Origin of the sequence: Halomonas sp. A3H3, assembly GCF_000982975.1 — a bacterium.
Taxonomy (GTDB): domain Bacteria; phylum Pseudomonadota; class Gammaproteobacteria; order Pseudomonadales; family Halomonadaceae; genus Vreelandella; species Vreelandella titanicae.
This window is the reverse complement of the sequence record NZ_HG423343.1, coordinates 2,522,559-2,547,057: the sequence shown is the minus strand read 5'-3', so window position 1 is coordinate 2,547,057 and position 24,499 is coordinate 2,522,559. Positions and strand designations below refer to the sequence as shown.

Below are 24,499 nucleotides of genomic sequence, written 5' to 3'. Positions count from 1 at the left end.
GGCTTACAGATCCACTTGCATATGGCGATCGCTGTAGTCACGCCCGTAGGTGCGCAGCGCATGCACATAAAGCACGATGCCCAGCACCGCCCAGCCAGCAAAGATAGTCCACTCCGCAACGCTCAGTGCCGCCGGGCTACCGGGCAGGTAGAGGCACGCCATACCGAAAGAAAGGATGATAGCGAGGGTGCCGCACAGCTTGCCGTTACTCACCTTGAATGGGCGGGGCATATCCGGCTCGCGCACCCGTAGCACCACAAAGGAGATGGCCACAAACAGGTAGGCCAACACAATGCCCAAGCCACCCGCATTAACGATCCACACCAACGCTGGGCGGCCAAAGAAGGGCGCCAAACAGGAGAGAAAGCCCATCATAAAGATGGCATTGGTAGGGGTTCTGTAGCGAGGGTGCAGCTTGGCAAACGGCGCAGGTAGCATGCCTGCTTTAGCGAGGGCATAGATCGCCCGGGAACCGCCAATATAGAAGGCGTTCCAGCTAGTAATGATGCCTGCAATACCCGCCATGACCATTAAGTTGCTGGCCCACGCGGCGTTAAACAGGCTTCCCATGGCGTCCGGCACACTCAGTGAACTGGCCGCCAGTTCAGTGCTGTTGAGCGCCAGGCTGGTCGCCAGAATAATCAGCGCATACCACACCACCGCCAGAATCACCGACATCATCAGCACTTTGCCGATGGCCTTATAGGGCAGGTTGATCTCCTCAGCGGCCTGGGGGATAACGTCAAAACCCACAAACAGAAACGGCACCATGACCAGCACCGCTACAATGCCTGCGAACACGCCGGTGTCGGCCTGGGTGAAGAGCGGCATCATGTTGATGGTTTCGCCTTCAAACAGCGAACCGGTGACAAACATGACCCCCACCAGCAGAATTAACCCAGTCACTACCTTTTGCAGCAGGGCCGCGGTGGTCACACCGAAGTAATTGATGATCATCATGACCAACGAGCCGCCTACACCTACCGCTACCCAGGTGGCTTTAACTTCCCACCCGGCAATCGTCCACAGATGACCGACGGCATAGTTGGGCGCCAGGTGCTCAATCACCGTGGGAAGTGCTACCGCTTCAAAGGCCACCACGCTTAGGTAGCCTAGAATAATCGCCCAGGTGCACAAGAAAGAAGGTAAGTGGCCCAAGGCGCGGTAGCTGTAGACGTGCTCACCACCCACTTTGGGCATCGCAGCGGCAAGTTCAGCGTAGGTAAGGCCAACCAAGACAATCGCTAAACCGCCGATAATAAACGCTATAATGGCGCCTAAACTGCCGGCGGATTGAATGGCGGTACCGGTGAGGACAATCCAGCCCCAACCGATCATGGCACCGAAGGCCAGCGCTAATACATCGCCACGGGCCAATACCCGGACGAGCCCTTCATGTTCTGATGAGGATGTGGTCATTTGAAATGTCCTGCGAGTTATTGGATGTTGTCGTAGGCGCTCAGGGGCGCAGTATCCTGATCCTGTTTTAACAGCCTCTCTTTGAATAGGCATGTTTTAAACGGTTTCGCCAAACAGGATGGCCACACGCTAGCAGGCGAGAGAGAAAACGCGAACGCACCACTTTTGCGTTCGACTAGACCACTTTTCATACGCACCGAAAGGGTGCGCTATTTTCATACGGCTTTCGTCTAAGTGCCCGCCGTTAGCGGGTTAAGCGGGATTAAGGGGTGTTCAAATGGATCGCAAGGAGGTCGTGCACCAACTTGTACAACTTTATGCACTCCAACCGGAACGGTTGAGTAAGCAGGTGCGTATTGAGCAAGCATTGCGACAAGCCATTACCCAGCAGTGGCCTGCCGGGCTGCGTCTGCCCTCCCATCGCCAGTTGGCGGATGCCCTTGGCGTTGCTCGCCAAACCCTGGCGCTGGCGATCCATACGCTACTCGAGGAGGCACTGCTTAAAACCGCCCACGGCCAAGGCACCTGGACCTGCCGCCCCGTTACGCCAAGCCCTCTTCTGCATGGCAATGCACAGCTCTCCTCTCGCGCCCAGCGGGTGCTGAGTGGCCCCGGTGCGAGCATGATCCAAAGCGGTGCCTTCGTGCCCGGCATTCCCGATATCGCCCAATTCCCGATGCGTAAATGGCGGCAGCTCTACGCCAGCGTGACGGTGCCGCAAAACGCCCTGCTGCTCTCCTACTCCACCGGTGGCTACGGCCCATTAAAGCGCGCGATACGCGATTTTCTGGCGCGCTGGCGCAATATTAGTTGCGACACGGAACAGATCATCATCACTGACGGTACCCATAACGGCATTGAGCTATGCGCCGTGGCACTGGCTGATGTGGGTGACACTGTTGCCATAGAGTCGCCCTGCTACTGGGGAGCGCGCAACGTCTTTACCGCCGCAGGTTTGGAAATCGAACCGGTGGCGTGGCTGCCAGGTCAGGGGCACATGCTTCCGCCTGCTCCTGGCCCGGTAAAGCTGGCCTACCTGACCGGCTCGCACCATTACCCGCTCAGTGTGCCTACCAGTGCGGTGGATAAACAGCGCTTATGTGATGCCTTAGCGCCCGCGTATATTGTCGAAGATGATTACGAGTTTAACCGCGACGACCATTCCAATCTGCTCTTTGACCCGCACTCGGAGCGCCACTTGCTGGTGGGCTCGTTTTCCAAGATGATGTTTCCAGGGCTGCGCTTAGGCTATTTAGTGGTACCCCGTCATTTAGCGGGGCCAATGAACCGCCTGCGCAGTGAACTATTCCGCGAAGGGCGCATGCTGGATCAAGCCGTGCTGGCGCAGTTTATTTTTGATGGTGATTTGGATGCCTGGTGTCGGCGCATTCAGCGCGACTATCTAGGGCGCCAACAGGTGCTGCATGATCAATTACGTTCGCTGCCGCAGGTGCGCAGCGTTTCGCCACCGAGCAGTGCCATCAGTCTATGCGTCGAATTTGAACCGCATATCAATGACGTACAGATTGCTCAAACGCTCTTAAAAGAGCACTTAATCGTGCGTCCGTTGAGCCCGGTATGCGCTAAGGGCGACTCACGATCTGGTCTCGTAATGGGGGTGGGCATGCTTTCGGGTGAAACGTTAGTGCGCGAAGCTCAACGGCTGCGCCGCTGTTTAGAGGTGTTGTTACGCTAGGGCGAGCTAGGGCTATTGATAAAATACAGTTACCCAATGCTTACCCACAGGCCCCCAAGGACTTATCCACAAGAGACTATTCACAAGGACTTACTATGCGTCACCCGGTTGATGGTATCACTGAGCACTTTAGCGCTGATTTCTCGTCTTGCTTCCCAGCGCCTTTCACTAAGCTGCGCCTATGGGTAACGCTGAGCCTTTTAACCCTGCTTTCCGGCTGCGCCACCTTTGCACCCAACCCGCCCCAGGATCAAAGTAATATCTGCGAGATATTCCGCGAGCAGCCAAGCTGGTACGACTATGCCCAGGAGTCAGAGGAGAAGTGGGGCACACCGATCGCCACTCAGATGGCGTTTATCCAGCAGGAGTCTTCATTTCGTAGCCATATCCGCCCGGATCGCAAGTACTATCTAGGCTTTATTCCCGGCCCCCGCCCCTCTTCTGCCAAAGGCTACGCCCAGGCCCAAGACCCCGTTTGGGGGGAGTATGAGGATCAAGCAGGCAGCCTGTTTGCCCGGCGTACCCATATGAAACACGCCACGGACTTTATTGGCTGGTACAACCGTCGTTCCCAGCAGCAAGCAGGCATATCGCTAACCAATCCTGAGCACCTCTACTACGCCTATCACGAAGGCGCAGGCGGCTATCAGCGGGGTTCTTACCGCGGCAAACCACAGGTATTGAGTGCGGGGAGACAAGTAGCTGCTCGCGCTAACCGTTACCAAGCCCAGCTCAACGCTTGTGAAGCGGAGTTCCAATGCCGCAAGTTTTACCAGGTCTGGCCATTCTGTCGTAGTTAAGGAAGCTGACGATGTCTCTATGGATGGGTGCGGCCCTGGTTAGCGTGGTGTTTTTTACCTCGATGCTCTCCGGGGTGTTTGGTATGGCGGGCGGATTGGTACTGCTATGGTTTCTGCTGCTGATCTTTCCCGCGGGCACGGCGATGGCGGTGCACGGCGTTATACAGCTCACCGCGAATGGGTCGCGAGCATGGCTATCGCGACGCTATATTGTCTGGCCTATCGTCGCTTTTATGACGCTGGGTGTACTAAGCGCCGCGGGCCTGCTTCTGCTGTTCAACTACAGCCCCAATGCCGCCAGCGTCTCTATTTTGATTGGCCTAATGCCGATTTTGGTTTGGCTGCCCAAGCGCTGGTTTCACCTGGATGCCAACCGCGCCAGCCACGCGCTGTGCTGCGGCATCGCCTCTGGCGGTTTGACGATAGCGGCAGGGGTTTCGGGGCCGCTAATCGATATATTCTTTGTACGCTCACGCATGGATCGCCGCCAAGTCGTGGCGACCAAGGCAATGATTCAGGTCGTGGCTCACAGTATTAAAATCATCTTCTATCTCGGCGCCGCCATGGCACTTAGCACCGGCGAATGGGGCATTGTGCTGCTAGCGGCGCCGTTTGCGATCTTTGGCACCCACACCGGCAACCGCATTTTACACCGTCTCACCGATGCCAACTTCCGCACCTGGACGCGCTGGATCGTGACCGGTATTGGGGTCTTCTACTTTTGTCAGGGGATCTTCCTGCTCACCCGCTAGCGTTGAGGCAGATAAAAGCGAGCTTAAAGCAGGTGCCTATACTGACCTTACCTATTAATGGAGGTCGCTATGGATTACCACCACTACCGCACAGCCCTTGCGGAAACGCTCGCCCAAAGTGAGCTACCTTTTCCCGCTGCCGAATACCAGGTGCGCCTGGAGAAGGTGCGCAAGGGTATGGCAGAGCATGGATTAGACGCGCTACTGCTTACCGACCCCGCCGATATTAACTACCTCACCGGCTACCACACCTTTGAAGTTTCGGTGCACGCTTGCCTGGTCTGCACCCAAGCGCGGCTAGTGCTACAAGTCGCCTCCATTGAAACCGGTGCGGCGGTAGTTACCGCTCGGGTCGATGAGATCATCGGTTACCGCTGGGAAAATCTGGATGAAATCACCACGCCGCTGGTAGACCTGCTTTCTCCTTGCTCGAAAATTGGTATTGATGGCTGGAGCAGTGGGCTGCGTTTTGGAGTGATCGATGCGCTGATGCAGACTATCGGCCGTGAGCGTTTTAGCGAAGCAGGCACAGTGGTCGATGCGATTAGGATCGTAAAAAGCCCCGCCGAGCTTGAAATGCTGCAAGAGAGCGCACGAATCACCGCTCTCGGGTTAGAGACCGCGGTACAAAGTATTCGCCCCGGCATGACCGATAACGATATTGCCGCCGTGGGCGCCAAAGCGCTGCTTGAAAACGGCAGCGAGTTTATGAGCCTCCAGCCAATTGTGACTAGCGGGCACCGAATTGGGGTGATTCACGTTAATCATAAGCGGCGTGTCATACAGCCTAACGAGCCGGTTTTCCTAGAGTTCGGCGCCGCCTATCAACGCTATACGGCACCCATGATGCGCACTGCCGTGACGGGGACTCCAAACCCAGCTCTCTCCGCCACTCGGGACCTTTGCCGCTCACTGTTTGAAGCGCTCTGCGACGCCATGCGTCCGGGCAATACCTTTAATACCGCTGCCCAGGCGGCTGATGCCCTACTCGCCCCCCAGCGTGACCAGTATTTTTTCTCCGGTGTCTTTGGCTATGCCGTGGGTGCTCAGTTTCCGCCTAGCTGGGTGGAGGGCACCGGCTTTATCGCCAAAGAGCAGGCCCGCGCTTTTGAAACCAACATGGTGTTTCACCTGCCACTCTGCCTGCGGGTGCCCGGCCAGTGGGGCGTTGGCATAAGCGACACCGTGGTGGTTACTGAAAATGGAGCAAAACCACTGACCAATAACGACTGGCAGCTGTTTGAGGCGGGCTCATAAGCTACTGCGCCTTATAGCCATAGCATTGACAGGTCGATGGAGTAGCGCTATCGTCAACAAAGATGCAAATGAGAAACACTCTCTTTATTTCAGATAGTAGATGGTCGGGTCTATGCCCACATTATGCCCACAGGAAGCAACCAGCGTGAGGGAGCAGTGGAATGACTAGCGAGCAGCGGCAACTTCGCCAAACGGTCATATTTTTGCGCACTTCTTTTGAAGCGGTGCAGCACTCTATTGCCGGCCGCCTGGAAGACCCGCTGCCCTGCTGGATGGATACCAGCATGCTTTCCATGCTGTCGCGGGAGCTCACTCGCTGCTGCCAACAGTCCAAGCCGCTGTTTGCCCCAGCCGTCACCGAACAGCTCTATATCGCCTCGCAACAGTGCGAGCTGCTACTCAAACAGTGCCCCGGGGTGCTCAGCAGCGCGGTCTGCTATCGCCAGTTGGGTGCCATTATGTTGCCGCTTTCAAGCGCACTGCAGCAGATCGACACTCCCACCAAACGGCGTTGGCCTTGGGCGAAGTGGAATTGAGCTAGATTAAGGGGGCTAGAAGAATTATCTATTGGCGATTGCCAGCATGCTCCCGGTGTCAAGATAGCAGGCAATAGAAAAGCTCTAGACCTTGGAAGTGATAAGGGCGGTTTATTGATGCGTATTCTTGGTGGCAAGCACTTGCTTACCTAGGTTTGTTAATCGATATTTTTGGGTTGGACTACGCGGCGAGTCAGGTTGCGTCATTTCAATCAATGTCAGTGCCAATGCCGGTTGTAAATAATTTTGTAAAAACGTGGGGCGATGCGTGAGTGATAACGCCTCAAGAAGTGCTTTAGTGCTCATTGGCTCTTCAAGCAGAGCTTGCAATAACCGCATTACTTGTTCGGTTACTTGTTCGGTTACTTGTTCGGTTACTTGCATAGTTGCTACAGAGGCTATGTCCTCATCTACCAAAAAACCTTTATGAACGGGTAAGCGAATCAAAAAGTAACTGCGTTCATCGTTAGTTTCGAACACCGGCTCTGGAGAACCGTTCGCCTTCATGACCCGAAGAATTTTTGGCACGCCCGTTGAACGGCCTTCGGTTAAATCCAGCTCTTTCAGAAACTCGCCGATACGCCGGTTGCGATAGCGGCGGCTGACTGCTTTGCCTGCCTGCAGGTCTTGCAAGCGAATAGAGCGATCTGGCCCTGGGAAGCTAAGCACCACAAGCTCCTGACCATCAATACGAACTTCTATGGGCTCACGAATTTCATAAGAGCGGTGATAAACAGCATTCACCACGGCTTCTTCAATGGCTGCCAGCGGAAAGTTCCAGAAACGCTCGGCCTGTGGGCGATCAGCGTGTTTTGTTACGCCCTCTTTCAGATAGTTGCGATTAATGTAGTCTAATGCATCGCGGGTGATACGCCCCAGTGGCCCCTGAAATACCTTCTCTTCAAAATGGTCGCCACCGGCACCATCTGGAAAATACACCACATCTATCTGAGTCGCGGGGAAAAACTGCTCGGGTTGCTCGTTAAAGAACAAAAGCCCTACATTTTTAGGAAAAGCCATTTCGCTTGGCCCACCAACCACATTCATTCGGCGGCCCAGGGTTTCAATATCCAGGTCTCGGGCTTCACCCACTAACTCGCTGCTAATGTCGTGCAAAAAATCACGCATCAAATAGGGAGAAAGATCGCTTAAATTCGCAGTTTGGCGATAGCGATCATCAAAGGGCACGGTTGCCGCCAAACTTAGCAGCTCGCGCTCATCCCGCCCCGATGCTTTCACCGTGCTGGTATGTTTGCGCAGGTAATAGGCCCAATCACTCTTCTTGCTCAAGCTGGTTTTAGCTTTATAGGGGCGTGTTTCACCTCCCGGAGCCCATAGCACCAAAATTGTTTTGCCCTGGATCTCATAAGTCGCGGTTAACGGGTGATAGTGCGGCGCAATCGCTGAGTGCCCAAGATTTAACAGCTCTTTTTGAATAGCATCGATTTGATCCGGTAATAAACCGGCAGGCGGTAGCTGCGGTTGGCCATTCTTTTCAGCAACACCCACCAGCACATAACCACCACCCAAATTGTGAAAGTCATTAGCGAAGGCACACAAGGTATGCAGGATGGACTCAGGGTTCCAACCTTCCTTGTATTCAATGCGTTCGCTTTCCACCGTGCGGTGATGGAGCAAGTCATCAATGTTGATGGGGAGTTTAGGTGTCATGCCGCCTGCTCAAGCGTTTGGTTGACGTCATACAGCACGTGTAAGGCCTTATAACGTTTAAGTTAACCTCATGATGTAGAACGGTGCATGTAAATGCAATTGTCCGGCGGTTGGCAGATGTTCTGTCGATGCTCGCTCTGCTTCTAAAAAATAGCTCTTGCTTGACCCTGCTATTTATCATGATAAATTCAAGGTAAGGCGCCAACGAGCGTCAACGCTGAGACACATCACAAGACAGGGTATCCTCATGGCTGAACAACAAACCGCGGCAGCCTCTGGCTCGCGTAAAAAGTGGTATCAGGCGGTTCCCGACCCCATGGTGCTAATCTTTATTATTCTGGTTGCTACCTATTTTCTGACCTTCATTATCCCCGCTGGTGAGTTTGAACGTGTTACCCAAGATGGCCGAACGGTGGTGGTGCCGGGCTCCTTTGCCTACTTGGAAGACGTTGCCAACATCCCACTCTTCAATATTTTTGTGGCGATTCCTGAAGGGCTTATCTCCGCCTCGCAGTATCTATTCATCGTCTTTATCGCCGGTGGTCTGTTTCATATTCTGCAAAAGACTGGCGCGTTAGAGAACGCGATCGGCGTAGCGGTTAATCGTGTTGGCGTTGAGCGGCGTAACGTGATTATCGTCGTCGGAACCTTTATATACGGCTTTTTTGGTGTCGCCGTCGGGTTTGAAAACAACATTGCATTAGTCCCCATTGCGGTTCTCATCGCCAGCGCCATTGGCTGCTCCAGTTTGGTGGGTACCGCTATGGCCGTTGGTGGTATTGGGATCGGTTTTGCACTCTCGCCCATCAATCCCTATACCGTGGGGGTTGCGCAAGGGATCGCGGAACTGCCGACCTTCTCTGGCGCTTGGCTGCGTACGTTGCTGGTGCTTTCGTCACTGGCACTGCTCTCGCTGTATATCTGCAAACGCGTCGTCAAAATGGAGTTTGAAGAGCCGGATAACGCGGAAGCACTGAGCAAACCGCTTAGCGAATACTCTCTCACCAAACGCAACATTCTTACTATGGTCGTGTTTGTGGGTGGACTAGTCGCTATGCTAATTGGCGTGTTCACTCGCGGTTGGTATATCAATGAAATTGCAGGCACGTTCCTGCTGCTGGCGATCATCATTGGCGCCTTAAACGGCCTATCGGCGAACGGCATTGTTAAACAGATGATGGAGGGTGCTGCCAGCGTAACCGCAGGCGCGCTGGTGATCGGGGTGGCGGCCTCTATTCAGGTCATCCTTGAGCAAGCAGTGATTATTGACACCATCGTTAACTCGCTGAGCGCCATGATCGACGGCATTCCGTCAATATTTTCCGCGATTATGGCCAGTGTGGTGCAGGGTATTATCAACCTCTTTATCCCTTCCGGTTCTGGTCAGGCACTGGTGACAATGCCCATTCTGATTCCAGTGGCGGATCTTGTGGGTATGAGCCGTCAACTGATGATCACTGCATTCCAAGTCGGCGACGGCTTAACGAACCTGATTGTTCCCACATCTGGCGGCACACTCGCCATGCTGGCGTTGGGTCGCGTCTCATACGCCCAGTGGTTGAAGGCGATTATGCCCTTTATGGCGTTGGTGTATGTATTAGCCTGGGTAGGGTTGGTGATTGGCCATCTCGTGGGTTACTGAACAACATAGGAAACCGCGATGACGCTTTCACTTGTTCATTGCAATCCTGACACGGGCACCGTCGCTACCATCACCGCTACAGGCGGAGTGGCGGTGGGAGGCTATGTACATCACTGCTGGCGTGGCATTGGGGCATGCGCCACCCAAGGGCGCTTTACCAACCCGTGGTACCCAGCTCGGATATACGAAGCACTTGCCGCGGGCGCCAGCGCCCGGCAGGCGCTTAGAGTCGCCGTAAGCGAGGACAACGACTCAGGGTTGCGCCAATGCTTGGTGATGGATTCTCAGGGCCGCGCCTCAGTACATTCAGGTGAAGAGAATGTGCCTGAAGTAGCGGAGACCTGCTTTCCCTGCGTCGCTGCCGTTGGCAACATGCTGCAGAGCGCCGAAGTCGTGCGGATTTTTGCAGAGCAATTTTTACGCCTTAGCGCCACTAATAGCAGCGCTGTCATTAAACGCGACGAATCGCCCCACTTCCCTATTCATCACGACCAACATCTGGTTACGCATCTGATTGATGCTCTTGATGCTGCTCTATCAGCGGGTGGCGATAAACGCGGTGTACGCTCGGCCGCACTGCGTATCGAGTCGTTTCAGCAAGCCCCCATCGATTTGCGCGTCGACTGGTCGGAAGACGTCGTGGGTACTTTGCGGGCGTTAGCCGACCGATTTATGGCCAGTGACTTTCAAGCCTTTTGGCGCCAGCTGCCGCTGCGCTAAAAGAACGCCTATTCTGTTGCTGGCACCCCGTGCCAGCGCCTATTGGAGAGTTTATGACCAACACGGTTGCTCACACTGCTTTTAACCAAAGCGAGCTGGGGAGGGCATTAATTGACCGCCTGGACGAAGCTGCCCAATACTCTGAGCCAGGCCCCGGTGTCACGCGACTGTTCTGCTCCCAGGCACATCGTCAGGTACTGCCGTTAATCGGCCGCTGGATGGAACAAGCGGGGCTTACTCCCCAACTGGATGCCGCTGGCAATCTTGTGGGTCGCTGCCCCAAAGCTCAAGCGGGTGAGAAAACCTTCATTATGGGATCTCATCAAGATTCAGTGATAGAAGGCGGCAAATACGACGGCATGCTGGGCGTGGCCCTACCGCTATTGGCCTTGGAGGCACTTAAACGCGAAGACGTGACGCTGCCATTCGGGGTAGAAGTGGTCGCATTTGGCGACGAAGAAGGGGTGCGCTTCCCGACCACGCTGGTCGGCAGTAAAGCGCTGGCGGGGAGCGTGACACCCGACCAACTGGAAGCCCAGGATGCCGAGGGAATCTCTCTGCGAGAGGCATTAATAGCCTTCGGTTGCACGCCTGAGGACATTCCCGCTACTGCCCGCGAACCTGCCAACACGCTGGGTTTTTTAGAAGTACATATTGAACAAGGGCCAATCCTGGAACAGCGGGATCATGCGGTGGGCATTGTCACGGCGCTAACGGGTATTGAACGCCACAAGGTCACGCTAAGCGGCAAGGCCGGTCATGCAGGTACTACGCCGATGAACATGCGTCATGACGCGCTAGTCGGCGCGGCGGAAATGGTGCTTGCCATCGATAGCGTACTGCAGAATACCGATGAGTTGGTCGGCGTGGTGGGCAGGCTCGATGTCCACCCCAATGCGGTCAACGTTATACCTGCCCAGGTAACGTTCACGATAGAGCTGCGCTCACCCAAAGCGACCATTCGCCAGCAAGGGCGAGACGTCGTAACAGCCGCCTTAACGGAAGTCGCCACTCGCCGAGGGTTGGCACTTAACATTGAAAACACTTACAGCGCCGATGCGGTGGCCTGTGCCGACTGGATGATGACCGCCCTCGAACAGGCGTGTACCCAGGTTAGCCAACCGGCAGAGCGAATGTTTAGCGGCGCAGGGCATGATGGCTTAGCGATGCAGGCATTGACCGATATAGGGATGCTGTTTGTGCGCTGTAAAGATGGGCTTAGCCACCATCCCGACGAAGCTATTACCGCCGAAGACGGCGAAGCCGCGACGCGAGTGATCATGGCATTTTTACAGCAACTGAAACACCCATAATGTTTTACGCCCTTAGCTCGTTACGCCAGTGGCTCAGGTAAAAAGCCTCGGCGCACCTGAGCCTCCTGCTGGTTCATCACTTGTTGAGCATCGAGCATATGCTCGCGCATGATGTTATAGGCGCTTTCGGCATCGCCAAGCTCAATGGCATCCAAAATTTCTGCATGATAACGACAGCCAGTCTGTCCTAAATCGTGGGTAACTGGCTCATAGAGACGGTGATAAATCGTCAGATCTGAGAGCACCTGTATGGTGAAGCGGATAATAAATGTCAGCAGTTGATTGCCACCGGCCAGTTCTGCCAGCATCAGATGGAAATGCAGCGAATCAAGGTGTTGCTGACGCTCAGCCTCACTATCGTCCGCAGGGTCTGCGTAACTATGCAGGCTTTCACGTAAGCGTGTCATATCGCTGGCAGCCACTTTCCCCGCTAACGAAGCAGCTAATTCAGGCTCTAACGCCAAGCGTATCTGATAGATATCCTTGATTGATATCTCTTTGAAAAACAGGTAATTACTTAATAGCGATACCGCTTTGGCCTCACTCATCTCACGCACAAAAGCGCCGCCTCCGGGCCCTGTCCGAGTTTCAACCAACCCCTGGGCTTCCAGTACTCGCGTGCTCTCACGTACCGTCCCTTTCGACACCTTCAGGGTCTCCATCAGCTCCGACTCGCTAGGTAGCCGGTCACCCGGCTTTAGGTGCCTGTCCACGATCCAGCATTTAATGGTTTCCGCCACCTGATAAGGGCGGCGCTGAGGGGCGTTTTTTAACATGCTATCAACAACATCCTTGGTAATAAGCAGCAAGAGTACCAGAGAGATCGCGAGTTTGGATGCCATATAAAAGGTTATCTAGCGCATAAATACATTTAAAAATATCTGGTTGGCACCAACTAGTAAACTGGTCTATTCTGGTGCGTACTATTTCATCGAAGCATTCAAAAGGAGCTTAATTGATGGCTTTCGAAACACTGTTTACTCCCCTCCAACTGGGCAGCCTATCGATTCCTAACCGGGTTGTTATGGCACCGCTGACACGGGCGCGTACACCCGATAGCGTACCGGGTGAAATTCAGGAAGCTTACTACGGCCAGCGCGCAGGAGCGGGGCTAATCATCAGCGAAGCCACCAACATATCTCCCACTGCCCGTGGCTACGTGTATACACCCGGTATTTGGACGGATGAGCAGGAAACAGGCTGGAAAGGCGTTGTTGACGCAGTACACGCCAAAGGTGGCCGTATTGCTCTGCAACTGTGGCACGTTGGGCGAGTTTCTCACGAAATGGTTCAACCTGACGGCCAACAGCCGGTAGCACCGAGTGCCTTGAAAGGCGAAGGCGCCCAGTGTTTCGTAGAGTTTGAAGATGGCACCGCGGGTCAGCACCCCACCAGCACGCCACGTGCGCTGGAAACCGACGAGATCCCAGGCATTGTTGCCGACTATCGCCAAGCGGCCGAACGCGCTAAGCGTGCCGGCTTCGACATGGTCGAAGTCCACGCCGCGAACGCCTACTTGCTTAACCAGTTCCTGGCGACGGGCACCAACAAGCGTACCGACCAGTATGGCGGATCGCTGGAAAACCGGGCTCGCTTCCCGCTGGAAGTGGTTGATGCGGTGATTGACGTTTACGGGGCTGACCGGGTCGGCATCCGTATGACGCCATTTATCGAGTTGTTTGGTTTGACCGACGATGAGCCGGAAGCGATGGCATTTTACATGGCCGAGCAGCTTTCCAAGCGCGGCCTTGCCTACCTGCACCTGAACGAACCCAACTGGGCCGGTGGCGATATCACCTTCCCCGATGGTTTCCGCGAGCAGATGCGCGAACGCTTTAGCGGCAGCCTGATCTACTGCGGCAACTACGACGCCGAGCGCGCCGATAAACGCATCAGCGAAAACACCACTGATGCCGTGGCCTTTGGCCGCCCCTACATCGCCAACCCCGACTTGCCGGAGCGCTTCCGAGTTAACGCACCACTCACCGAGCCGAATCACGAAACGTTCTATGGCGGTGATGAGAAGGGATACACCGACTATCCATTTATGAATAATGGCTATGACCGTATCCAGTAACGACCAAGAGTGATTTTTATCACCACGCCCTGTTCAGCCTGTGGCTGAACAGGGCGTTTTTCCTGCGAAACGCTATACGCGTGGTTGCTGCTGAGTTATGCAGTGAATGTTCCCGCCGCCAAGCAGTATTTCCCTTGCCGCAACGCCGATCACCCTCTTCGTGGGAAATAACCGGGATAGAATGCCTTTGGCCTGTTCATCGTAACGAGGATCCAGCAAGGGCATCACAATGGCCGAGTTACTAATATAAAAGTTGACGTAAGACCCCGCCATTCGATCCCCAGGTAACCGGGGATGCGAGCTGTTGAGGCGGTCAAGCCCACTGGCTTCATCGTCGGCAATATAGAGTGGGCCTGGCTGAGGCAGTTTATGGATAGTGAGCCGCCTGCCTTGAGCATCTTTGGCGTTTTCCAGCACACGCAAGGCTTCCCGGCAAATAGCGCCTTGGGGATCCTGCTCATCCTCACACCACGTTAGCGCCACTTGGCCAGGCGCAATAAAGCAGCACAGGTTGTCTACGTGACCATCGGTCTCGTCGAGATAGCAGCCACGCGGTAGCCAGATGATCTTACTGACACCTAAATACGCCTGCAGCCAGTGCTCGATAGTGGCGCGGCTCATCTCCGGATTCCGGTTAGGATTCAGCAAGCACTCTTCCGTGGTAATGAGCGTACCTTCACCGTCCACGTGGATGGCTCCTCCTTCCAGCACGAGTGGGGCCTGAAAGCGTTCAATACCAAGTATCTCACTGATTTTACAACGAATCCGCTTATCCTTATCCCATGGAAAGTAGAGTCCCTCCTTCAACCCGCCCCAGGCATTGAACTCCCAGTCCACCATGGCGAGTCGCCCATCGGGATGGGTAATGAAGGTGGGCCCTACATCGCGCATCCAGGCATCATTGCTGGAAAGCTCAACCACCCGAATATGCGCAGGCAGCTGGTTACGAGCATTTTCATACTGCTCATCGTTGACACCCACGAAGACCGTCTCGCTTTCAGCAATCGCCACGGCCACATCCACAAAGGCTTGCTGAGCGGGCTTCGCACCATAACGCCATGTATCTGGGCGCTGTGGCCATAGCATCCAACAGGCTGCATGAGGCGCAAACTCGGCGGGCATCGAAAAGCCCAAGGCACCGGGGGTCATCCTGCCTTCGAGAGGGGTAGTAGCGCTCATAGGTGAGGTAATAGTGTGTTTCATAAGTGGCCTGCCAAAATAAAGAATCCCGTAGCGACAGCAGCAGATATCAATACGTAGGGAAGTTGCGTTAAGGCATGAGCCATTGGCGTACATCCCGCTCCCTGGGCAGACAGAACGGTCGAATCGCCATAGAAGCAGGCGTGGCTTCCAAAGGCACTCGCCGAGATCAATGCCCCCACCACTAGCGGCATATACGCTTCCATGCTGCTGGCAAGCGGCAACACGATAGGCATCGCCACGGCAAACAACCCCCAGAAGGAGCCTGTGGCAAAAGCGAGAAAGGCCATGGTGACGAAGATAACTGCCGGCAGCATGCCTGCCGTCATCAGGGGCTGTACACTGGCAATCACAAAGTCAGTCAGTCCAAGTAAGTCGTTAACATCCTTAAGAACGAACCCTGCCACCAGTGTCCCGAGTGGCATAATCATGGCTTTAAAACCATCCAGGGCAGTGTCAAAAGTATCGTTAAAACTTAACAGTCGTTGCGCCGCGATAAGCACTAGCGTAACGGTGAGCGCAACAATGACGCCTCTTAAAACATCAATCTCAAAATACCAAGTAAAGAAAATCAGTGTGGCTATGGGGAGCAGGAAATTGATCAGGTGGGGACGCTTCTTGCCAGTGTCTTCTATCTCTAGCGCACTGTCGTCAGCGCCCTCAGGCTGCGGCTGGCCAGCTTTGGCACGCGCTTCGGCCGCTCGCATCGGCCCAAGGTTGGGAATAATACCCAGCGCTACCAAAGGCACCAGCGCCGCCGCTATCCAGGCGTAAAACATAAACGGGATGGCTTCGATGTACAGCCCCATTCCATTACCAGCGACATTGTTGTCTTCCAGCAAACCGGCAAAGAACACTGCCCAGGTGGAAAACGGCACGAGAATACAGATCGGCGCTGCGGTGGAATCAACGATATACGCTAACTTCTCACGAGAGATGTAAAAGCGGTCAGTCACTTTTTTCATGGAAGCGCTAATAGTCAGCGCATTGAGATAATCGTCGACAAAAATTACCAGCCCCAGCCCCCACGTCGCTAACAAGCTTTGTCGGCGAGTATGAATTCGTCGGGTAATGGCATCGCCAAAGCTTAATACACCACCGGTTTTTACCAGCAAGGCAATCAAGCTGCCAAAAAGCCCACACACCAGAATAATCCACGTCACCGTATCATTACCCAATACCGACAAGAGAATATCCGACCCTTGGGTAATGACATTGAGGGGCTGAACCATTAATAAACCTACTAACGCCCCAGCCAACAGCGACTCGATCGTGCGCTTGGTAATAATCGCCATCACCAAGACCACCAGCGTAGGTATGAGACTTAAAATTCCGTATTCATCCATTATTGTGTCTCTTTATCGTTGTGTTTTATCAATGCTTAAACGGGCGCTAAAGCGCCCGTTTAAATACAAATCGCTACAGATAACCATCCGCTTTTAGAGAACGAGTGGTGGCAGCAAACGCTGCGTCGAGAATAGTGACGACCTCGTCAACGACTTGGTGCGTCCAGATCAAGGGCGGAGAGATGATATTGAGATGGCCAACCGGCCGAATAATCAAGCCACGTTTCTGTGCTTCAGCAGCCACGCGGTCACCTACGCGCGCGTCAACGGGGAGTAATTCTTTGGTTGTTTTATTAGCCACATTTTCAATCGCCATCATGAAATGACTGCCACGTATATCACCTACCGTTTCATGAGAGGCGAGCGTTTTGAGCTTGGATTCAAGATAGGGGCCAACTTCGCGAACATTCTCACAAATGCCTTCGCGCTCAATGATTTCGATATTTTTAAGCGCTGCAGCACAGCTAACGGGATGCCCGGAATAGGTGAAGCCGGTGCTCAATACCCCACCGGGGCCTTGAGGGGTACTTAACACCTCATAAAGAGCGTCAGATATCAGCGTTGCACCTAATGGGGCATACCCAGACGAAAGCCCTTTCGCCACATTGATAATATCGGGCTGGGTTTCAAACACGGCTTCTGAGGCAAAGAAGTGCCCTAAACGTCCAAAGCCCGTCACCACTTCATCAGCAATAAACAGAATATCGTTGGCACGGCATATGGCCTGCACGCGGGAATGGTAGCCCTGTGGTGCCATCAATACGCCCCCCGCGCCCATGATTGGCTCCGCAATAAAGGCCGCTATGTTATCCGCCCCTAGCCGGTCAATGGTCTGCTCGAGTTCATCGACCAGGTGATCACAATACTCGGCCTCACTCATCCCCTCTGGGCGGCGATAGCAGTTGGCTTCGCTCAGATGGGTCACCAGATCAAGCGTATCGAACTGCCAGTTATTGCTGGCGATACCGGTCAGGCTTGCCGCCATGTAAGTGGTGCCATGGTAGGCATTGGTGCGCGACAAGATTCGCTTTTTCGAAGGCTTGCCCAAGCGATTGAAGTAGTAATGCACAAGCCGGATGGTGGCATCGTTTGCCGCTGACCCGCCGCAGCTATAAAACACATGGTTCAAGTGGGCAGGCGCAAGCTCGGCAAGCTTGGCAGCCAGCTCGGTAGCAGGGGCATTGGAGAGATTATTAAAAGTGGAAAAGTAGGCCATGCGTGTGGCTTGCTCGGCCATCGCCTGGCCAATTTCGGCACGGCCGTGGCCTACATTGACACACCACAGTCCCGCAATCCCATCGATAAAGCGATTGCCGTGTACATCTTCGACATAGATACCATCACTGTCGGTAATCAAGTCACAGCCTTTTTCGTGGAACAAGCTGAAGTCGGTGAAGGGGTGAATGAAGTGATTTTTATCTTTTTGCCAAAGGTCTTGCGCGTCGTAAGAGGCTTTCGCCTGCTGTTGAGTCATCGTCATACCCTCGCTTATTAGGAAGCCGTTGTTGAGGTGACTTCACAGGCTAGCGGGGAAAACAGTGTTGGGAATATATCCCCATTGGGGTATATCGGCTGCGCGGAAGGCCACCTATGGTAGGTCTCCTTAACCCAACAAGCACAACAGGAGACACGCCATGCAAGTTTCCATCGATGGCCAGCGACTGTGGTCAAGTTTAATGGCGATGGCTGAGATCGGCGCTACCCCCAATGGCGGCAGCAACCGCTTGGCATTGACACCCGAAGATACTGCCGGCCGGCAGCAATTGATCGAGTGGTGCGCCAATATTGGCTGCCACGTGCGCAGTGATGCCGTGGGTAATCTTTTTTTCCGTCGACCCGGTGCACGTGACAACCTGGAGCCCGCCGCTGTCGGCAGCCACCTGGATACCCAGCCGAAAGGCGGTCGTTTCGACGGCGTGTTGGGGGTTCTCGCGGGCCTGGAAGTGTTTCGCACCCTGCACGACCAGCAAATCGTTACCGAGCGCCCCCTGGAGCTGATCGTTTGGACTAACGAGGAAGGCAGCCGTTTTGCCCCCGCGATGGTGGCTTCCGGTACCTATGCCGGAGTGTTCACAGTGGATGAGACCCTCGCTCGCCAGGACGAACAGGGGATTAGTTTTGGACAAGCCCTGGATGAGACAGGCATGAAGGGAAGCCTGCCTATTGGCGAGCCTCGGTTAGCCAGTTTTCTGGAACTGCATATCGAACAGGGGCCGGTACTTGAAGAGGAGGGCTTAGATATTGGTGTGGTCACTGGGGTGCAAGGGATGCGCTGGTTTGACCTGACGATTGAAGGCAGCGCTGCCCATGCGGGCACCACCCCCATGGCATATCGTCACGACGCCCTGGCCGCTGCCGCCCGGCTCATTGATCGGCTATACGCCATCGCCGCCACCGACACCAGCGGTGACAGCAAGGTGACCTTTGGCTGCCTGGAGATCGATACGCCTTCTCGCAACGTGATTCCCGCCCAGGTCACCATGACTGTCGACCTCCGTCATGTGCACGATGATCAACTAGACGCGCTGGAGGCCCGCTTCTATAGCGAGCTAGATGCCTTGGTAGAGACCTTTGGTGTTGTGATAACACCGCAACGCCTCTGGAGCTCCCCGGTGGTGGCATTTAACGACCAATGCATTGCATCCATCGAACAGGCGACCAGGGCGCGAAGCATTACTTACCGCCGTATGCTCAGTGGGGCGGGCCATGATGCGGTGTATGTATCACGGGTGGCGCCCACCGCGATGATCTTCATTCCCTGCCGCGATGGCATTAGCCATAACGAAGCCGAGTACTCAACGCCAGAGCAGTGTGCACTTGGCACCCAGGTGCTGTGCGACGCGCTACTGCATAACGCTAACGACCTTGAGGTTACCCAATGAGCACAACTGTCCCAACGAACCTGGCCGAGTGGCAAGCACTGGCAGACACACTCTCCTTTGAAACCCGCGCCTATATCAACGACACCTTTGTCGATGCACAGCGCGGCGCCACCCTATCCACGGTGAACCCAGCCACCGGTGAAGTGTTGGCAGAGGTCGCCAGCTGCGATGACGCCGATGCCGAGCTCGCTACCCACGCAGCTCGACAGGCCTTTGACCGGGGGGAGTGGTCGCGCCGCGCGCCAGCTCAGCGCAAAGCCACGTTACTTGAACTGGCGGCGTTAATGCAGGCCCATAGGCACGAGCTTGCCCTGCTAGACACTCTGGATATGGGAAAACCGATTACCAGTGCGCTGGGGGATATTGACGGCGCCATCGGCTGCCTGCGCTATACCGCCGAAAGTATCGATAAGCTTTACGGTGAGGTGGCCCCGACGGGTGATCAACACCTCGGTCTGATTGTGCGCGAGCCACTAGGGGTGGTGGTCTCCATCGTCCCCTGGAACTTCCCGCTCATGATGACCGCCTGGAAGATTGCACCGGCATTGGCGGCCGGTAACAGCGTTATTCTCAAACCGTCAGAAAAATCGCCATTATCGGCGCTACGCCTTGCCCAGCTAAGCCAACAAGCGGGCCTACCCGCCGGGGTGTTTCAAGTACTCCCCGGCTATGGCCATACCGTGGGTAAAGCGCTAGCCCTGTCGATGCAGGTCGACTGCCTCGCCTTTACCGGCTCCACTCAAGTGGGCAAACAGCTCATGCAGTACGCAGGCCAATCCAATTTGAAACGCGTTTATCTGGAGTGCGGCGGCAAAAGCCCCAACATCATCTTTGCCGACTGCAAAAATCTAGACGTTGCAGCTCAAAACGCAGCCGCTGCGATTTTTCATAACCAAGGTGAAGTCTGTATCGCTGGCTCGCGGCTGTTGGTGGAAAATAGCATTCGCCACGCTTTCGTCGAGAAAGTGGTGGACGCTGCGGCTGCCATGCAACCAGGCGACCCACTCGACCCGCAAAGCTTTATGGGGGCGATGGTCGATAACACTCAATACCAGCGGGTGCTTGATTATATCCGCCAGGGGCAGGAAGAGGGTGCCACGCTTCGTACCGGGGGACAGCCATTAGATAGCTCCGGGCTCTTTATTCCTCCCACCGTGTTTGACGATGTCACCCCGGCCATGACCATAGGTCGCGAGGAGATCTTCGGGCCGGTGCTGTCGGTGTTTGGCTTCGATACCGAAGAGGAGGCATTGACACTTGCCAACGACAGCGACTACGGCTTGGCGGCCGCCGTCTGGAGCCAGGACATTGATCGTATTATGCGCGTCTCACGCAAGCTGCACTCCGGGCAGGTCTACGTTAACAACTGGGCAGGCCCGGACATGACAGTGCCGTTCGGTGGGGTTAAGCAATCCGGTAATGGACGGGATAAATCGCTTCACTCGCTTGACGAGTATACCGAGATCAAAACCATCTGGATGGCGCTACAAACCTAGCACCTTAACCTCTCAACTGCCGGGAAATGAGAGCCACGTGTTCAAGAAATAGCTGGAACAACTGCGATTGACTGGAGACATCCAGACGCTGGTAAATATGCTTGCGGTGTACCTTCACAGTGCCATCGCTGATATCCAGTTCCCGGGCCGCCGATTTGGTGGAGTGCCCCGCAAGCAACAGACGAACGATTTCCTGTTCACGTGCCGTTAAAACCTCTCGGCCAAAGCTTACGAAGGCAGCTTCCACCGGGGCGTCCTTTTCCAATGTCGGCTGGAAGAGGACGCCCTGCCATTTCCAGAACTCCATCAACAAGGTTTCGATCATCGGCACCACATTCTTCAACACCTGCAATGCACGTCGTTTCAAGGGAGCTTCTGCCTGAAAGCCCAGCGATACCACCATCAAGACATCATCCCCCACACGTGCGAAGAGACCAACCTCATCCGCCAATCCTAACGCGCGATAATAGTGGGCATAGTAATCACTGGATTCAAAACGATCAGGGGCTAGCTCCCGCAACCGGTGCACACCGCTATCCAGGCCACCACTCATGGCGGTAAAAAAAGGATCCAATAAATACGCACCGCTGAGGTAGCGATCTATCGCTTGAGGGCGATTTTCTGACGGGTAATCGTCGTGAATCAGTAGTGGTCTATGACGCCCTTTGTAGGTATTGATCAGAATCGTATCGAAACCGGTTAGCGCGCGCAGCACTTGCTCCAGACGAACGGGGAAATCGCGCTGTCCCGATGAGCGTACCAAGCTCGCCATATGCCGATGCCAAGCAGCACTTCCCGCACTTGCCAGAAAGGTACTATCGATATCATCGGTTGTTGAGCAGTATTTCATGAGTAGCGCTTCATTAGGTTGTTTGACAAAACAATACTGCCTTGCGCGAACACGGTAAACTCAGGCAATACAATTGACTCATTGCGGCTCGTGATTACTTTGTGTTGAGCCTCTTGGATAAACGCTGCTAGGCTATTGATTCTTTCGTTTGAACATACAGGTAATGAATGCTTGCTTCGCTATTAGCGCTGCTGGTGTCTCTACTGCTCGTCGGCCTTGCCGCCACGACTGGGTGCGCGCTTTCGGCCTGATGGTTGGTTCCGCGAACTAAGTAAGCCAAGCTGGACACCACCGAATATCGCTTTCCCCTTCGCTTGGGGCATACTGTATTTGTTGATGGCTATCGTCGCTTGGCGTATTTATATGGCGAATGACTCAGTATGGCGCTCAGCAAGCTTAGCGGCTTACGCGCTGCAGCTTATGGTCAATGCCGCGTGGTCGTGGCTGTTCTTTGGGCGTAAACAAACTGTCGTCGGCTAAATAAAGCCTGAGCGCTGATTAAAAAAGGATTCTGAGAGTATGGATCGCACCACTACTATAATAGTACTCGCCTTCGCATCGCTGGTATTAGGCGCAATGGCAACAGCGATATTTATATATGTCATTGTGCCCTGGCGCCGCCGACGGCGCGCAGCGAAAGCCGCTGCGCCTCGTCCGGTACAAGCAGACAACTCTGAAAAAGCTCAAGAACCTGACACCCCTGCACCCTCAAAGCAAACTAAAAAAGTTAAGCAGCATTCGCTTTTTATAATCTTTGATCAACCCAGTGAAGAGTCAGACGAGCGCCTTACCCAGTGGCTGCGGGAGAAAGACGCTCACTACGACGCGCTTAAGAAGATATTTTTAATCGACGGCCAACAGCCTTCCAACCCAGTCACTATCGCCAACGCCTTTCCACCGGGGGAAATGCCTGACCTGCTGCGCGGGGAAACCCATGAGCCCATCAAGGGTATTAGCTTATTAGTGAAACCACCGCTACGTAAGCGACGTAATCAACAAATGCATGTCTACGTAGAACTCGCCAAAGAGATGCAGACGGTGTTTAGCGGCAAAATGCTCAATGACGAGCGCGAACTCGCCACCGACAGCACCTTTGAGCAAATTATCGGCGAATAGATTTACAGAGCTATTCTTACAAAGAACCATGCTGAAAAAAACAGCGTCACACGACTCCTTGGCTGCGCAGGTAGTCATCGTAGCTGCCGCTGAAATCGACAATGCCTTCCGGCTGCATATCAATAATGCGCGTGGCCAGTGACGAGACGAACTCACGGTCGTGGCTCACAAACATCAGCGTGCCGGGGTAGTTCTCCAGGGCCAGGTTCAACGCCTCGATAGACTCCATATCCAGGTGGTTAGTCGGCTCATCCATCAGCATTACGTTGGGCTGAGTAAGGATTAACTTACCAAACAGCATGCGCCCCTGCTCGCCACCGGAAATGACCTTCACCGATTTTCCAATATCGTCGCTGGAAAACAGCATCCGCCCCAGAGCACCGCGAACCACCTGCTCGCCACCTTGAGTCCATGCTGACATCCACTCAAACAACGTGGCATCGACGGCAAAGTCGTCGCTGTGATCCTGAGCAAAAACCCCCACTTCAGCGGCTTCGGTCCACTTCACTTCGCCCGCGTCCGGGTGTAACTCGCCCGCCAGGGTTTTCAGCAGCGTGGTTTTGCCGATGCCGTTGGGGCCGATAATAGCAATGCGCTCACCGGCTTCCACGGTCATGGAAAGACGCTCGAACAGCGGCTTGTCGCCCTCATAGCTCTTGGTAATGCCGTCCACGTTGACGGCATTACGGTGGATTTTCTTCGCCTGATCAAAGCGGATAAAGGGGCTTACGCGGCTGGAAGGCTTGATATCTTCCAGCTTGATTTTATCGATTTGACGCGCTCTAGATGTAGCCTGCTTAGCCTTCGAGGCGTTAGCGGAGAAGCGGCTCACGAACTGCTGCAGTTCGGCAATCTGGGCCTTTTTCTTGGCGTTATCCGAGTGCTGACGCTCGCGCACGGCGGTGGCGGCGGTCATGTAATCATCGTAGTTACCCGGGAACAGGGTGATTTCACCGTAATCCAGATCCGCCATATGAGTACAAACGCTGTTCAGGAAGTGGCGATCGTGGGAGATGATGATCATGGTGCTGCTGCGCGCTTTAAGAATATCTTCCAGCCAGCGGATGGTGTTGATATCCAGGTGGTTGGTCGGCTCATCCAGCAACAGTACATCCGGGTCAGCGAATAGCGCCTGGGCGAGCAGCACACGCAGCTTCCAGCCGGGAGAAACTTCGCTCATCGGACCTGTGTGTTGCTCAATGGGAATGCCCAGGCCTAGCAGCAGTTCGCCGGCGCGGGGCTCGGCGGTATAGCCGTCCAGCTCGGCGAAGCGCACTTCCAGGTCAGCGACGGCCATGCCGTCCTCTTCGCTCATCTCTGCCAGGGAGTAAATGCGTTCACGCTCAGCGGCGACCGACCAGAGCTCTACATTGCCCATGATGACGGTATCGATCACCCGCTCGTTTTCAAACGCAAACTGATCCTGACGCAGCTTACCCAGCCGTGTACTGCTATCCAGCATCACCTGGCCGGAAGTGGGCTCCAAATCGCCACCGAGAATTTTCATAAAGGTGGATTTGCCGCAGCCGTTCGCGCCAATCAGGCCGTAACGGTTGCCGTTATTGAATTTAACGGAGACATTTTCAAACAGGGGCTTGGCCCCAAACTGCATGGTGATATTGGCGGTAGCGATCACAAAAGGAGCCCTGGTTAGCGCATTGTCAGTAACGACGACAGCTTACAACGAATAGAAAGGCTCGCGATTCTACGCGCTATTAGGCGTGTA

At 54.7% G+C, this 24,499-nt stretch carries 21 protein-coding genes; 13 read left to right on the top strand and 8 right to left on the bottom strand.

The window, feature by feature from the left end:
- Positions 1 to 3: 3 nt before the first annotated feature.
- Positions 4 to 1,419 carry an APC family permease gene (locus tag HALA3H3_RS11325; protein ID WP_022521675.1) on the bottom strand — a complete coding sequence of 472 codons (1,416 nt, stop codon included), beginning with the start codon at positions 1,417 to 1,419 and terminating at the stop codon, positions 4 to 6.
- Positions 1,420 to 1,696: 277 nt separating this feature from the next.
- On the opposite strand from HALA3H3_RS11325, the gene HALA3H3_RS11320 reads away from it, so the two are divergent.
- From HALA3H3_RS11320 to HALA3H3_RS11300, 5 genes are all read left to right on the top strand, one after another.
- Positions 1,697 to 3,115, top strand: a complete 1,419-nt coding sequence (locus HALA3H3_RS11320; protein ID WP_022521674.1) for an aminotransferase-like domain-containing protein — start codon at positions 1,697 to 1,699, stop codon at positions 3,113 to 3,115.
- Between the two features lie 95 nt (positions 3,116 to 3,210).
- The gene (locus HALA3H3_RS11315; protein ID WP_022521673.1) at positions 3,211 to 3,915 is read left to right on the top strand and encodes a transglycosylase SLT domain-containing protein; all 705 of its coding nucleotides are present in this window, start codon (positions 3,211 to 3,213) and stop codon (positions 3,913 to 3,915) included.
- An 11-nt stretch (positions 3,916 to 3,926) separates the two neighbouring features.
- Positions 3,927 to 4,667 carry a sulfite exporter TauE/SafE family protein gene (locus tag HALA3H3_RS11310; protein ID WP_022521672.1) on the top strand — a complete coding sequence of 247 codons (741 nt, stop codon included), beginning with the start codon at positions 3,927 to 3,929 and terminating at the stop codon, positions 4,665 to 4,667.
- 69 nt (positions 4,668 to 4,736) lie between these two features.
- A complete protein-coding gene (locus HALA3H3_RS11305) occupies positions 4,737 to 5,924 on the top strand; it encodes a M24 family metallopeptidase (protein WP_022521671.1) in 1,188 nt (395 codons plus the stop codon).
- Positions 5,925 to 6,085: 161 nt separating this feature from the next.
- Positions 6,086 to 6,460, top strand: a complete 375-nt coding sequence (locus HALA3H3_RS11300; RefSeq protein ID WP_022521670.1) for a hypothetical protein — start codon at positions 6,086 to 6,088, stop codon at positions 6,458 to 6,460.
- Between the two features lie 111 nt (positions 6,461 to 6,571).
- Here the strand turns inward: HALA3H3_RS11300 and HALA3H3_RS11295 are convergent, their stop codons facing one another.
- Complete coding sequence (locus HALA3H3_RS11295) at positions 6,572 to 8,131, bottom strand: Fic family protein (RefSeq protein WP_022521669.1); 1,560 nt, start codon at positions 8,129 to 8,131, stop codon at positions 6,572 to 6,574.
- Positions 8,132 to 8,378: 247 nt separating this feature from the next.
- Between HALA3H3_RS11295 and HALA3H3_RS11290 the strand changes: the two genes are divergently transcribed.
- The 3 genes from HALA3H3_RS11290 to HALA3H3_RS11280 are packed head-to-tail and all read left to right on the top strand — an operon-like array spanning position 8,379 to position 11,806.
- Positions 8,379 to 9,773 (top strand): YfcC family protein, encoded by a 1,395-nt coding sequence (locus tag HALA3H3_RS11290; protein WP_022521668.1) that lies wholly within the window; start codon positions 8,379 to 8,381, stop codon positions 9,771 to 9,773.
- A gap of 18 nt (positions 9,774 to 9,791) precedes the next feature.
- Positions 9,792 to 10,493 carry a DUF1028 domain-containing protein gene (locus tag HALA3H3_RS11285; RefSeq protein ID WP_022521667.1) on the top strand — a complete coding sequence of 234 codons (702 nt, stop codon included), beginning with the start codon at positions 9,792 to 9,794 and terminating at the stop codon, positions 10,491 to 10,493.
- A 53-nt stretch (positions 10,494 to 10,546) separates the two neighbouring features.
- Positions 10,547 to 11,806, top strand: coding sequence for an allantoate amidohydrolase (locus tag HALA3H3_RS11280; protein WP_022521666.1), 1,260 nt, complete (start codon positions 10,547 to 10,549; stop codon positions 11,804 to 11,806).
- A gap of 20 nt (positions 11,807 to 11,826) precedes the next feature.
- On the opposite strand, the gene HALA3H3_RS11275 is transcribed toward HALA3H3_RS11280, so the two are convergent.
- Positions 11,827 to 12,648: a FadR/GntR family transcriptional regulator gene (locus HALA3H3_RS11275; RefSeq protein ID WP_022521665.1), complete on the bottom strand. Its 822-nt coding sequence runs from the start codon at positions 12,646 to 12,648 to the stop codon at positions 11,827 to 11,829.
- A gap of 116 nt (positions 12,649 to 12,764) precedes the next feature.
- Here HALA3H3_RS11275 and HALA3H3_RS11270 point away from each other — a divergent pair, with 116 nt between their 5' ends.
- Positions 12,765 to 13,883, top strand: coding sequence for an alkene reductase (locus tag HALA3H3_RS11270; protein WP_022521664.1), 1,119 nt, complete (start codon positions 12,765 to 12,767; stop codon positions 13,881 to 13,883).
- Positions 13,884 to 13,955: 72 nt separating this feature from the next.
- Here the strand turns inward: HALA3H3_RS11270 and aguA are convergent, their stop codons facing one another.
- From aguA to HALA3H3_RS11255, 3 genes are all read right to left on the bottom strand, one after another.
- Entirely contained in the window at positions 13,956 to 15,086 is a 1,131-nt protein-coding gene (aguA, locus tag HALA3H3_RS11265; RefSeq protein ID WP_022521663.1) for an agmatine deiminase, read from the bottom strand.
- Positions 15,083 to 16,429, bottom strand: a complete 1,347-nt coding sequence (locus tag HALA3H3_RS11260) for a Na+/H+ antiporter NhaC family protein (RefSeq protein ID WP_022521662.1) — start codon at positions 16,427 to 16,429, stop codon at positions 15,083 to 15,085. Before HALA3H3_RS11260 ends, aguA begins: the two co-directional genes overlap by 4 nt.
- Positions 16,430 to 16,502: 73 nt before the next feature.
- Positions 16,503 to 17,909 carry an aminotransferase gene (locus HALA3H3_RS11255; RefSeq protein WP_082116846.1) on the bottom strand — a complete coding sequence of 469 codons (1,407 nt, stop codon included), beginning with the start codon at positions 17,907 to 17,909 and terminating at the stop codon, positions 16,503 to 16,505.
- A 154-nt stretch (positions 17,910 to 18,063) separates the two neighbouring features.
- Here HALA3H3_RS11255 and HALA3H3_RS11250 point away from each other — a divergent pair, with 154 nt between their 5' ends.
- Together HALA3H3_RS11250 and HALA3H3_RS11245 are read left to right on the top strand one after the other, a co-directional pair.
- On the top strand, positions 18,064 to 19,311 hold the full coding sequence (locus tag HALA3H3_RS11250; protein ID WP_022521660.1) for a M20 family metallo-hydrolase: 1,248 nt from the start codon (positions 18,064 to 18,066) through the stop codon (positions 19,309 to 19,311).
- On the top strand, positions 19,308 to 20,807 hold the full coding sequence (locus HALA3H3_RS11245) for an aldehyde dehydrogenase (protein ID WP_022521659.1): 1,500 nt from the start codon (positions 19,308 to 19,310) through the stop codon (positions 20,805 to 20,807). Before HALA3H3_RS11250 ends, HALA3H3_RS11245 begins: the two co-directional genes overlap by 4 nt.
- A 4-nt stretch (positions 20,808 to 20,811) precedes the next feature.
- Here HALA3H3_RS11245 and HALA3H3_RS11240 read toward each other — a convergent pair whose 3' ends face one another.
- On the bottom strand, positions 20,812 to 21,657 hold the full coding sequence (locus tag HALA3H3_RS11240) for a helix-turn-helix transcriptional regulator (protein ID WP_022521658.1): 846 nt from the start codon (positions 21,655 to 21,657) through the stop codon (positions 20,812 to 20,814).
- Positions 21,658 to 21,873: 216 nt separating this feature from the next.
- Here HALA3H3_RS11240 and HALA3H3_RS11235 point away from each other — a divergent pair, with 216 nt between their 5' ends.
- Positions 21,874 to 22,137, top strand: coding sequence for a TspO/MBR family protein (locus HALA3H3_RS11235; RefSeq protein WP_022521657.1), 264 nt, complete (start codon positions 21,874 to 21,876; stop codon positions 22,135 to 22,137).
- Positions 22,138 to 22,176: 39 nt separating this feature from the next.
- Entirely contained in the window at positions 22,177 to 22,773 is a 597-nt protein-coding gene (locus HALA3H3_RS11230) for a cell division protein ZipA C-terminal FtsZ-binding domain-containing protein (RefSeq protein WP_022521656.1), read from the top strand.
- Positions 22,774 to 22,819: 46 nt separating this feature from the next.
- Here HALA3H3_RS11230 and HALA3H3_RS11225 read toward each other — a convergent pair whose 3' ends face one another.
- Positions 22,820 to 24,409, bottom strand: coding sequence for an ABC-F family ATPase (locus tag HALA3H3_RS11225; RefSeq protein ID WP_022521655.1), 1,590 nt, complete (start codon positions 24,407 to 24,409; stop codon positions 22,820 to 22,822).
- Between the last annotated feature and the right edge of the window lie 90 nt (positions 24,410 to 24,499).

What these genes read in the sequence shown, in the direction of transcription:
- HALA3H3_RS11325 (WP_022521675.1), bottom strand. Translation starts at nt 1,419, where the DNA reads ATGACCACATCCTCATCAGAACATGAAGGGCTCGTCCGGGTATTGGCC.
- HALA3H3_RS11320 (WP_022521674.1), top strand. Translation starts at nt 1,697, where the DNA reads ATGGATCGCAAGGAGGTCGTGCACCAACTTGTACAACTTTATGCACTC.
- HALA3H3_RS11315 (WP_022521673.1), top strand. Translation starts at nt 3,211, where the DNA reads ATGCGTCACCCGGTTGATGGTATCACTGAGCACTTTAGCGCTGATTTC.
- HALA3H3_RS11310 (WP_022521672.1), top strand. Translation starts at nt 3,927, where the DNA reads ATGTCTCTATGGATGGGTGCGGCCCTGGTTAGCGTGGTGTTTTTTACC.
- HALA3H3_RS11305 (WP_022521671.1), top strand. Translation starts at nt 4,737, where the DNA reads ATGGATTACCACCACTACCGCACAGCCCTTGCGGAAACGCTCGCCCAA.
- HALA3H3_RS11300 (WP_022521670.1), top strand. Translation starts at nt 6,086, where the DNA reads ATGACTAGCGAGCAGCGGCAACTTCGCCAAACGGTCATATTTTTGCGC.
- HALA3H3_RS11295 (WP_022521669.1), bottom strand. Translation starts at nt 8,131, where the DNA reads ATGACACCTAAACTCCCCATCAACATTGATGACTTGCTCCATCACCGC.
- HALA3H3_RS11290 (WP_022521668.1), top strand. Translation starts at nt 8,379, where the DNA reads ATGGCTGAACAACAAACCGCGGCAGCCTCTGGCTCGCGTAAAAAGTGG.
- HALA3H3_RS11285 (WP_022521667.1), top strand. Translation starts at nt 9,792, where the DNA reads ATGACGCTTTCACTTGTTCATTGCAATCCTGACACGGGCACCGTCGCT.
- HALA3H3_RS11280 (WP_022521666.1), top strand. Translation starts at nt 10,547, where the DNA reads ATGACCAACACGGTTGCTCACACTGCTTTTAACCAAAGCGAGCTGGGG.
- HALA3H3_RS11275 (WP_022521665.1), bottom strand. Translation starts at nt 12,648, where the DNA reads ATGGCATCCAAACTCGCGATCTCTCTGGTACTCTTGCTGCTTATTACC.
- HALA3H3_RS11270 (WP_022521664.1), top strand. Translation starts at nt 12,765, where the DNA reads ATGGCTTTCGAAACACTGTTTACTCCCCTCCAACTGGGCAGCCTATCG.
- aguA (WP_022521663.1), bottom strand. Translation starts at nt 15,086, where the DNA reads ATGAAACACACTATTACCTCACCTATGAGCGCTACTACCCCTCTCGAA.
- HALA3H3_RS11260 (WP_022521662.1), bottom strand. Translation starts at nt 16,429, where the DNA reads ATGGATGAATACGGAATTTTAAGTCTCATACCTACGCTGGTGGTCTTG.
- HALA3H3_RS11255 (WP_082116846.1), bottom strand. Translation starts at nt 17,909, where the DNA reads ATGACGATGACTCAACAGCAGGCGAAAGCCTCTTACGACGCGCAAGAC.
- HALA3H3_RS11250 (WP_022521660.1), top strand. Translation starts at nt 18,064, where the DNA reads ATGCAAGTTTCCATCGATGGCCAGCGACTGTGGTCAAGTTTAATGGCG.
- HALA3H3_RS11245 (WP_022521659.1), top strand. Translation starts at nt 19,308, where the DNA reads ATGAGCACAACTGTCCCAACGAACCTGGCCGAGTGGCAAGCACTGGCA.
- HALA3H3_RS11240 (WP_022521658.1), bottom strand. Translation starts at nt 21,657, where the DNA reads ATGAAATACTGCTCAACAACCGATGATATCGATAGTACCTTTCTGGCA.
- HALA3H3_RS11230 (WP_022521656.1), top strand. Translation starts at nt 22,177, where the DNA reads ATGGATCGCACCACTACTATAATAGTACTCGCCTTCGCATCGCTGGTA.